General features: G+C 72.6%; 7 protein-coding genes. 3 read left to right on the top strand and 4 right to left on the bottom strand.

The features are described from left to right. Positions 1–185 precede the first annotated feature (185 nt). Positions 186–1,304 (top strand): FAD-binding oxidoreductase, encoded by a 1,119-nt coding sequence (locus OUY22_RS19755; RefSeq protein WP_270156514.1) that lies wholly within the window; start codon positions 186–188, stop codon positions 1,302–1,304. Here the strand turns inward: OUY22_RS19755 and OUY22_RS19760 are convergent, their stop codons facing one another. Further along, complete coding sequence (locus OUY22_RS19760) at positions 1,305–2,096, bottom strand: helix-turn-helix domain-containing protein (protein WP_270156515.1); 792 nt, start codon at positions 2,094–2,096, stop codon at positions 1,305–1,307. Positions 2,097–2,286: 190 nt separating this feature from the next. Between OUY22_RS19760 and OUY22_RS19765 the strand changes: the two genes are divergently transcribed. Next, entirely contained in the window at positions 2,287–3,366 is a 1,080-nt protein-coding gene (locus OUY22_RS19765; protein ID WP_270156516.1) for a WD40/YVTN/BNR-like repeat-containing protein, read from the top strand. 3 nt (positions 3,367–3,369) lie between these two features. Next, entirely contained in the window at positions 3,370–3,678 is a 309-nt protein-coding gene (locus tag OUY22_RS19770) for a ubiquitin family protein (protein WP_270156517.1), read from the top strand. A 48-nt stretch (positions 3,679–3,726) separates the two neighbouring features. Here OUY22_RS19770 and thyX read toward each other — a convergent pair whose 3' ends face one another. The 3 genes from thyX to OUY22_RS19785 all read right to left on the bottom strand — a co-directional run. Then, entirely contained in the window at positions 3,727–4,455 is a 729-nt protein-coding gene (thyX, locus tag OUY22_RS19775; RefSeq protein WP_270156518.1) for an FAD-dependent thymidylate synthase, read from the bottom strand. 84 nt (positions 4,456–4,539) lie between these two features. Further along, positions 4,540–7,179, bottom strand: a complete 2,640-nt coding sequence (locus OUY22_RS19780) for a M4 family metallopeptidase (RefSeq protein WP_270156519.1) — start codon at positions 7,177–7,179, stop codon at positions 4,540–4,542. Between the two features lie 85 nt (positions 7,180–7,264). Then, positions 7,265–7,676 (bottom strand): amidohydrolase family protein (locus OUY22_RS19785; RefSeq protein WP_270156520.1); only part of this gene is annotated, 412 nt, incomplete at its 5' end.

Below are 7,676 nucleotides of genomic sequence, written 5' to 3' on the forward strand. Positions count from 1 at the left end.
TTACTGATAGTTCAGATCTGCACCTCATCGGGCGAATAGGTTGTGAGGCCACGGAGGCGGTGTAAGACTGGATTTCGAGCGCTCGGTCGTGCCGGGGCAGGCTGGACGCTCATCACCCGGAGCCGCCAGGGAGGTGGGACGAGACGACCGGAATGGTTTTCCGGTCAATAGGACGGGTTGGGTATATGTCATTGAATCCGCGCCTGGTCAAGGAGAGCTTCTCCATCATCGAGCCGGTGGCCGACAAGGCGGCCGCCTACTTCTACGGCAGGCTGTTCGCGGAGAACCCGCACCTGCGCGGGATGTTCCCGCCGGCCATGGACGTGCAGCGCGACCGCCTCTTCAGCGCGCTGACCCGCATCGCGTGGAGCGTCGACAGCCCGGAGAGCATGCGCTCGTTCCTGGGCCGGCTGGGCCGGGACCACCGCAAGTACGGCGTCGTCGCCGAGCACTACACCGCCATCGGCAGCGCCCTGCTCGCCACCGTCAGGTGCTTCGCCGCCGACAGCTGGAACCCCGAGGTCGAGGCGGCTTGGGTGTCGGCCTACACGGCCGCCGCCAACCTGATGATCGAGGCGGCCGAGGCCGACGCCGGCGTCTCCCCCGCCTGGTGGCTCGCGCAGGTGGTCGACCACGAGCGCCGCCACGACGACATCGCGGTCCTCACCCTGCGCCCCGCGCAGCGGCTGCCGTACAAGCCCGGCCAGTACGTCAGCGTGCAGACCGCGCGCTGGCCGAGGGTGTGGCGGACCTACTCGATCGCGAACGCGCCGCGTCCGGACAACACGATCCGGCTGCACGTGCGCTCGGTGCCCGGCGGCTGGGTGTCCACCACCCTCATCCGCGACACGCGCATCGGCGACACGGTCATGCTGGGACCGCCGATGGGCACCATGACCGCGCCGGAGCCCGGCGTCAGGGACCTGCTCTTCGTGGCCGGCGGCACCGGGCTGGCGCCGCTCAAGGCGATCGTCGAGCAGGTGATCGCCTCCGGCCGCCGCCCCACCATGCACCTGCTCTACGGCGCGCGCACCTCGGCCGAGCTGTACGACCTGCCCGACCTGATCCGGCTGGAGTCCTCGTTCCCCTGGCTGCGGGTGCTGCCCGTGGTGTCGGACCAGCCCGGCTACGAGGGGATGCGCGGCCGCCTGCCGGACGTGACGCGCCGCTTCCACTCCTGGAGCGAGCACGAGGTGTACGTGTGCGGCCCGCCCTCGATGGTCACCGAGACCGTGCGCAACCTGCGGGCCGAAGGGGTGCCGCCGGCGCGCATCCACCGGGACCTGGCGCCCGGCGAGATCTGATCACCGGAAGGCGGCCGCGGTCTCCTCGTCGGCGGGCCAGAACGTCTCGATGGCCAGCTCCGAGGCCGTCACCTCGACGGGCGTGCCGAAGGTGGCGATCGTGGTGAACATGGACAGCACGCGGTCGCCGTGCCTGATCCGCAGCGGCAGCAGGATGTCGCCGGGGCCGGGCACGTGCGCCACGTTCAGGTCCACGCCCGGATACCGGTAGCCCGCCAGCTCGTCGTGCAGCTCGGCCAGCCGCCCGTCGCCGGACATCTCGGCCTGCCTGCGCAGCCGGTGCAGCAGGTGCGCGCGGACCTCGGCCAGGTTGACCAGCCGGCCGCCCATCGCCTGCGGATGCAGCGACAGCCGCATCGCGTTCACCGGCTCCTTCAGCAGCTCGGCGGGCACCCCGGTCATGAACATCCCGGCCGCCTCGTTGGCCGCCACCAGGTCCCAGGCGGCGTCCACGACCAGCGCCGGGTACGGCTCGTGCCCGGCCAGGATCGTGTCGAGCGCCTGCCGTACCACGCTCATCTCCGGGGCGCGCACCTCGCGCTCGGCGAACACCGGCGCGAACCCCGCCGCGACCAGCAGCCGGTTGCGGTGCCGCAGCGGCACCTCCAGCTCCTCCGCCAGCTTCATCACCATGTCCCTGCTGGGCCGGGCGCGCCCGGTCTCCAGGAAGCTGATGTGCCGGGCGGACACGTCGGCCTCGATCGCCAGGTCGAGCTGGCTGACCCGGCGCCGCTGCCGCCACCCTCGCAACAGCTCCCCGAATTTCTCTTCTTGTACGGCCACCGCTCCCATATCCGGAACATTAGCCATATGCAGGGAATGCGGGCGATTACCTCGCAGGTAATCGCGCGGCAAATCGCCCGGCGACCAGCGGACCGTCGGCTCCCGTGGCACGATGGCCGGGAAGTGACTTCCGGGAAGTGACTTCCGGGAAGTGACTTCCGGGAAGTGACATGCGGGAGCGACTTAGGGGAGTGACGCCATGACGGACGCGATGCTCGCGATCGGCACCCGCAAGGGCCTGTTCCTCGCGCGTTCCACCGGCGCGGGCGCGTTCAGCGTCGAGCCGATCATGTTCTCCACCGTCGGGGTCCACGCGGTGGCGATCGACACCCGGGGCCCGGTCCCCCGCCTGCTGGCGGGGATCGAGTACGGGCACTTCGGTCCCTCGGTCATGTACTCCGACGACCTCGGCGAGACCTGGCAGGAGGCCGACCGGCCGCCGATCGCCTTCCCCGACGCGTGCGGGACCACGCTGACCCGCGTCTGGCAGCTCCTGCCGTCACCGTCGGAGGAGGGCGTGGTGTGGGCCGGGGCGGAGCCGGGGGCGCTGTTCAGGTCGGAGGACGGCGGCGTCACCTACCGCCTGGTGGAGGGCCTGTGGAACCATCCGCACCGGCCGCGGTGGGAGCCCGGAGGCGGCGGGCTGTGCCTGCACACGATCGTCGCGCACCCCGGCGACCCGCGCGTGATGGGGGTGGCGATCTCCACCGGCGGCTTCTACCGCACGACCGACGGCGGCCTGTCGTGGGAGGCGGCCAACCAGGGCATCCGTGCCCCGTTCCTGCCGGAGGGGCAGCAGTACCCCGAGTTCGGCCAGTGCGTGCACAAGGTGGCCATGGACCCCGGCGACCCCGACCGGCTGTTCCTGCAGCACCATTTCGGCGTCTACCGCAGCGACGACTTCGGCGGCTCCTGGCACGACGTCGGCTCGGCGCTGCCGTCCGACTTCGGCTTCCCCGTCGTCACCCACCCGTCCCGGCCGGGCACCCTGTACGTGCTGCCGCTCAACGCCGACATGGACCGCACGCCGGTCGGACACCGCTACCGGATCCACCGCAGCACCGACGCGGGCGAGTCGTGGAAGCCGCTGGAGCGCGGGCTGCCCGAGGGCCCGGTGTACGCGAGCGTGCTGCGTGACGCGATGACCGCCACCGAGGCGGGCCTGTTCTTCGGCACCCGCGACGGCTCGGTCTACTGGTCGGCCGACGACGGCGAGAGCTGGTCGCAGGTGGTCTCCCACCTGCCGGACGTGCTGACGGTGCGGGCGGCGGTGCTCTGAGCCATGGCCCGTCCGGTGATGCTGGTCGTGTTCGTGCTGCCCGCGGCCCTGCGCCGGTGGGTGAGCGGCCGCACGGAGGTGAAGGTGTTCGCGGTCGGGGCCGACCGCGACTCGCCGCCCACCCTGGGCGGGGCGCTCGACGTGCTGCGCCGCGCCCACCCGCTGCTGGAGGAGCGGATCAGGGACGAGTACGGGCGGATCCGCCGCCACATCAACATGGTCGTGTGCGGCGAGAACGCCCGGGGCCTCGGCGGCCTCGACTGCGCGCTGCCGCCGGGCGCCGAGGTGTACGTCCTTCCCGCCCTGGCCTGACCGGGCCGCTCAGGGACGGACCTCAGGGACAGACTTCAGGGACGGACCTCAGGGACAGACGCGCCCGTTGGCCTCGAAGGCGGCGTGCGTGAGCGGCATGAGCCCGGCCCACAGCGCCTCCATCTTCTCGGCCACCATCTCGATCTCGCGCTGCGGGAACGACGGGAAGGCGGAGTCCTCGCGCTTGACGCGCAGCGACAGGAAGTTCATCAGGGCGCGGGCGTTGCAGGTGGCGTACATCGAGGAGTAGAGGCCGACCGGCAGGACGGTCCTGGCGACCTCGCGGGCGATCCCGGCCTCCAGCATCTCCAGGTAGGCGCGGTAGGACTGCCGGTAGCTCTCGGTCGTCGCCTCGGTCACCAGGGCGTGCTGCCCGGGGGTGCCGTCCGTGAAGACGTACTTGCCGGGCTTGCCCTCCTGCACCAGCTTGCGGTCGTGGGCCGGCACGTAGAAGACGGGCACGAGCTGGCGGTAGCGGCCCGACTCCTCGTTGTAGGAGAAGGTGCGGTGCCGCATGAACTCGCGGAAGACGAAGATCGGCGCGCTGACGTAGAAGGTCATGGAGGAGTGCTCGAACGGGGTGCCGTGCCGGTCGCGCATCAGGTAGTTGATGAGCCCTTTGGACCGCTCGGGGTCCGCCTCGATCTCGGCCAGCGAGCTCTCCCCCTTCGTGGAGACCCGGGCCGCCCAGAGCACGTCGGCGTCCGACGCGGCGGACTTGACCAGCTCCACGTCCATGTCGCTGCGGAACTTGATCTCGGCTTCGACGCTGCCCATGCTGACCCCCGGGCTCGATGGAGTGGTGACGGGACCCAAGCAAACCACAGGTGGGAGCCCGTCCGGGCCCCCACCTGGGGGTGTTCAGCAGCGGCGCGCGGGCCGGTCGCGGGTGACCAGGTCGGTGTCGCCCGCGGTGCCGTCGAACCAGATGACGCGCCTGCCGTCGCCGGCGGCGGGCAGGAACTGCTCACCCCGGTTGCAGGAGAAGCGCTCCAGCGCCCCGCCGGCCAGCGGCAGCTGGAACAGCTTGGGCAGGTCGCGGTTCTGGAGCGTCGGCCCGGGCAGGACGTCGAGCGTGACGGCCGTGTCGCCGGCGTCGAGCCAGAACGCCATCGGCGCGTCCGGGCCGTCGGGGACGAGCGCGGTGACGCCGGTGCCGTCGGTCGCCGCCCGCATGACGCCGGCGGTGCCGTCGCCGTCGGTGTCGGTCAGCCAGACCACGTGCCCCGAGGTGACGACGGGCCGCAGGGACGCCGACGGCGTCTCCCCCGTGCCGGGCGCCTCGGGCAGCACGACCTGGGTGCCGCTCGCCACGTCGTAGACGGCCGGGGTGGTGTGGACGTGGCCGCCCTCCACCCACACGCGCAGGTACGCGACCTTGCCGTTCTCGATCGTGGGCTGGTAGCCCTCGACGCCGGTCTCGGCGGTGACGTTGACGGGCGCGGCGGCCCCGCGCTTCACCCACAGCTCCATCTCGCCGGCGGCCGGATCGACGCCCTCCCACACCACGGTGTCCCCGGCAACCGCCACGGTGTTGACCAGGGCGGGTGACTCGTGCACGACGGTCTCGGGCGACCGGCGGTCCAGCGGCCGCGACAGGACGCGGAAGGTGCCCTCCTGGCCTGTCTCCATCGACGCCCACACGCCGCGCCGGCCGTCGGTGGCGGGCAGGTCGTTGAGGTCGTCGTTCTGCGACAGCCGCACCGGGTCGCCGCCGCGCAGGCTTCCGGTCACGATGTAGCTGGGGCCGGTGCCGTCGTCGGCGGAGTCGGTGACCACGTACCGGTCGCCGGACAGGGCGGGAGGGGCGAAGGCCGTCATGAGGTTGTCGGCGACGACCCGGCTGTCGGTGGGGATGCGGCGGTCCCAGCCGCGCTGGATGCCGTGCCGGTCGAAGGCCGCCGCCACGACGAGCCGGTCGCGCGCGGTCAGGCCGGCGGCGCGGGCTGCCGACTCGACGGCGCGGCGGCCGTCGAGGAAGTCGTCGAGCGGGGTCATGTACTCGGTGAGCGCCTTGTAGACGACCTTGTCGGCCTTGGCGCCGCCGAGCCGTTCCCTGATGTCCCACAGCGCGCCGGAGAAGATCGTCGAGTTGAGGTGCACGCCGCCGGCGTCGAAGCCGACGGTGACGCCGAGGTAGTCGCGGGTGGCGTGCCGGCCGTCGTCGAGGTCGCGGGTCGCGCACTCGGCGGGCGGGGCGGTCTTGCAGAGCCGTTCGCCGAGCAGGCTGGCGTCGGGGTGGGTCATCGGCACGCCGAGCGTGTCGACCTCGACGGCGTTGCCGAAGTAGTCGGCCAGGCCCTCGTTCATCGCGCCCGACTGGTTGAGGTAGAGCAGGTTGGCGCTGTGCTCGATGACGCCGTGGGTCAGCTCGTGGCCGACGACGTCCAGGGCGGCGGCGAAGGAGTGGAAGTCGGTCCCGCCCCCGCCGTAGATCATCTTGGTGCCGTCCCACAGGGCGTTGATGAACGGCTCGCCGTCCCAGGTGACGTTGACCACGGAGTGCATGCTGCCGCCCCGCCCGTCGAGCCCTTCACGGCCGAGCCCGCGGTAGTAGGCGTAGACGAGGCCCGCGCCGTGGTGGGCGTCGACGGCGCCCGTCGCGGTGTGCTCCGGGCCGAACTCGGGCGTCGCCGAGCGGGCCGGCTCCAGCCCCGGCGGGACGCCGGGTCCGATCACGTCGAAGACGCTGGCGCCCTTGGCGTCGTAGGTGATGATCTCGCCGGTCGCGCCGTTCCACATCGGCCTGGAGCGATCCCTCAGCTCGTAGGCGCCGTCGTCGCGCCGGTACGCCTGGAGCGTGACGCGCTCGCCGTACGCGGTCGTGCCGGTGGCTTCGGCCGGGCCTGCCAGGCGCAGCCGGTCCACGCTGAACAGCGGCCGCCCGGTGTGCGCGTCCACGTACGCGTCGCGCAGCAGCGGCAGCCCGCGCCGGACGTCGCGGCCGGTGAGCGGCAGCCGCCAGGCGAGCACGCCCGCGCCCCTGGGCACCACGACGAGCTCGCCGGCCCCGGCCTTGGCGGTCCGGCGGGTGGCCTGGTCGGGGATGAGCCGGGCCAGGGCCAGCCGGCCGGCCAGCTCGGCGGTGATCGCCGGGGTGGTCGCGACGTCCAGCTCGGTGAGGTAGCGTCCGCCCGCGCCGGTGACGGTCCGTCTTCCGACCTCGGTGCGGAAGTGGACCAGGTACTGGCCGCCGAGCACCGGCAGGCCGCGGTGACGCTGGGCGAACCTGACCGTCTCGTCGCCGCCGTCGACGACGGTGTGCAGCGGAACCAGGTCGGCCGGGTCGATGCGGTAGCGCGGGCCGGCCAGATGCTCCCTGGCCGCGGCGACGGGGTCGCCGGCCCTGGCGGGCTCGGCGAGGCCGCTGACCTCCGCCGGGGCTTCGGTGCCGGCCCGGGGCTCGACCTGCGGCGGCGGGTCGTCGGCCGCGGCGGGGCCGGGTAAGGCGAGGACGGCGGCCAGGGCCGCGGCGGCGAGAGCGGGGGGACGCCAGGACACGACACCTCCAGGTGTGCGTTGGGAACTCTGGCGCCCCCGATAATCACCGCTCCCCTGACATCCCGACAAATCACGATTCAATAACTCATAGGCGGTACACCCGCCGGGCGTTCCCCGACCCGATCATGTGGGCGACCCTGGCGGCGTCGGCCTCGGCCCACTCCCCCGCGTCCAGCCTGGCCTTCAGCGCCGCGCCGAGCCCGCACCGGAAGTAGACCGCGCCGAGATGACACGTCTCGGCCAGGCCGCGGCAGCCGGACCCGTACAGCTGCTTGTGGAACGGGGCCAGCTCCAGCAGCTCGGCCAGCACCCGGGAGGCGCCCGCGGCGGCGTGCGCCAGGGCGAGCCCGACGTCCACGTACACGTGCGGGAAGGCGTGCGCGAGACAGGCGGCCTCGCGGTGGAAGGGGTAGCAGGTGAGCAGGACGACCGGCACCCCGGCCGGCTGCAGCGCCTTGACGAACCCGGCGAGCGGGGCGGGGCCGGCCAGGTGCGCC

Source organism: Nonomuraea corallina (assembly GCF_027620315.1).
GTDB lineage: Bacteria > Actinomycetota > Actinomycetes > Streptosporangiales > Streptosporangiaceae > Nonomuraea > Nonomuraea corallina.

Excerpts from the sequence above, each read along its gene's own strand:
- OUY22_RS19755 (WP_270156514.1), top strand. The coding sequence starts at position 186 with ATGTCATTGAATCCGCGCCTGGTCAAGGAGAGCTTCTCCATCATCGAG.
- OUY22_RS19760 (WP_270156515.1), bottom strand. The coding sequence starts at position 2,096 with ATGGGAGCGGTGGCCGTACAAGAAGAGAAATTCGGGGAGCTGTTGCGA.
- OUY22_RS19765 (WP_270156516.1), top strand. The coding sequence starts at position 2,287 with ATGACGGACGCGATGCTCGCGATCGGCACCCGCAAGGGCCTGTTCCTC.
- OUY22_RS19770 (WP_270156517.1), top strand. The coding sequence starts at position 3,370 with ATGGCCCGTCCGGTGATGCTGGTCGTGTTCGTGCTGCCCGCGGCCCTG.
- thyX (WP_270156518.1), bottom strand. The coding sequence starts at position 4,455 with ATGGGCAGCGTCGAAGCCGAGATCAAGTTCCGCAGCGACATGGACGTG.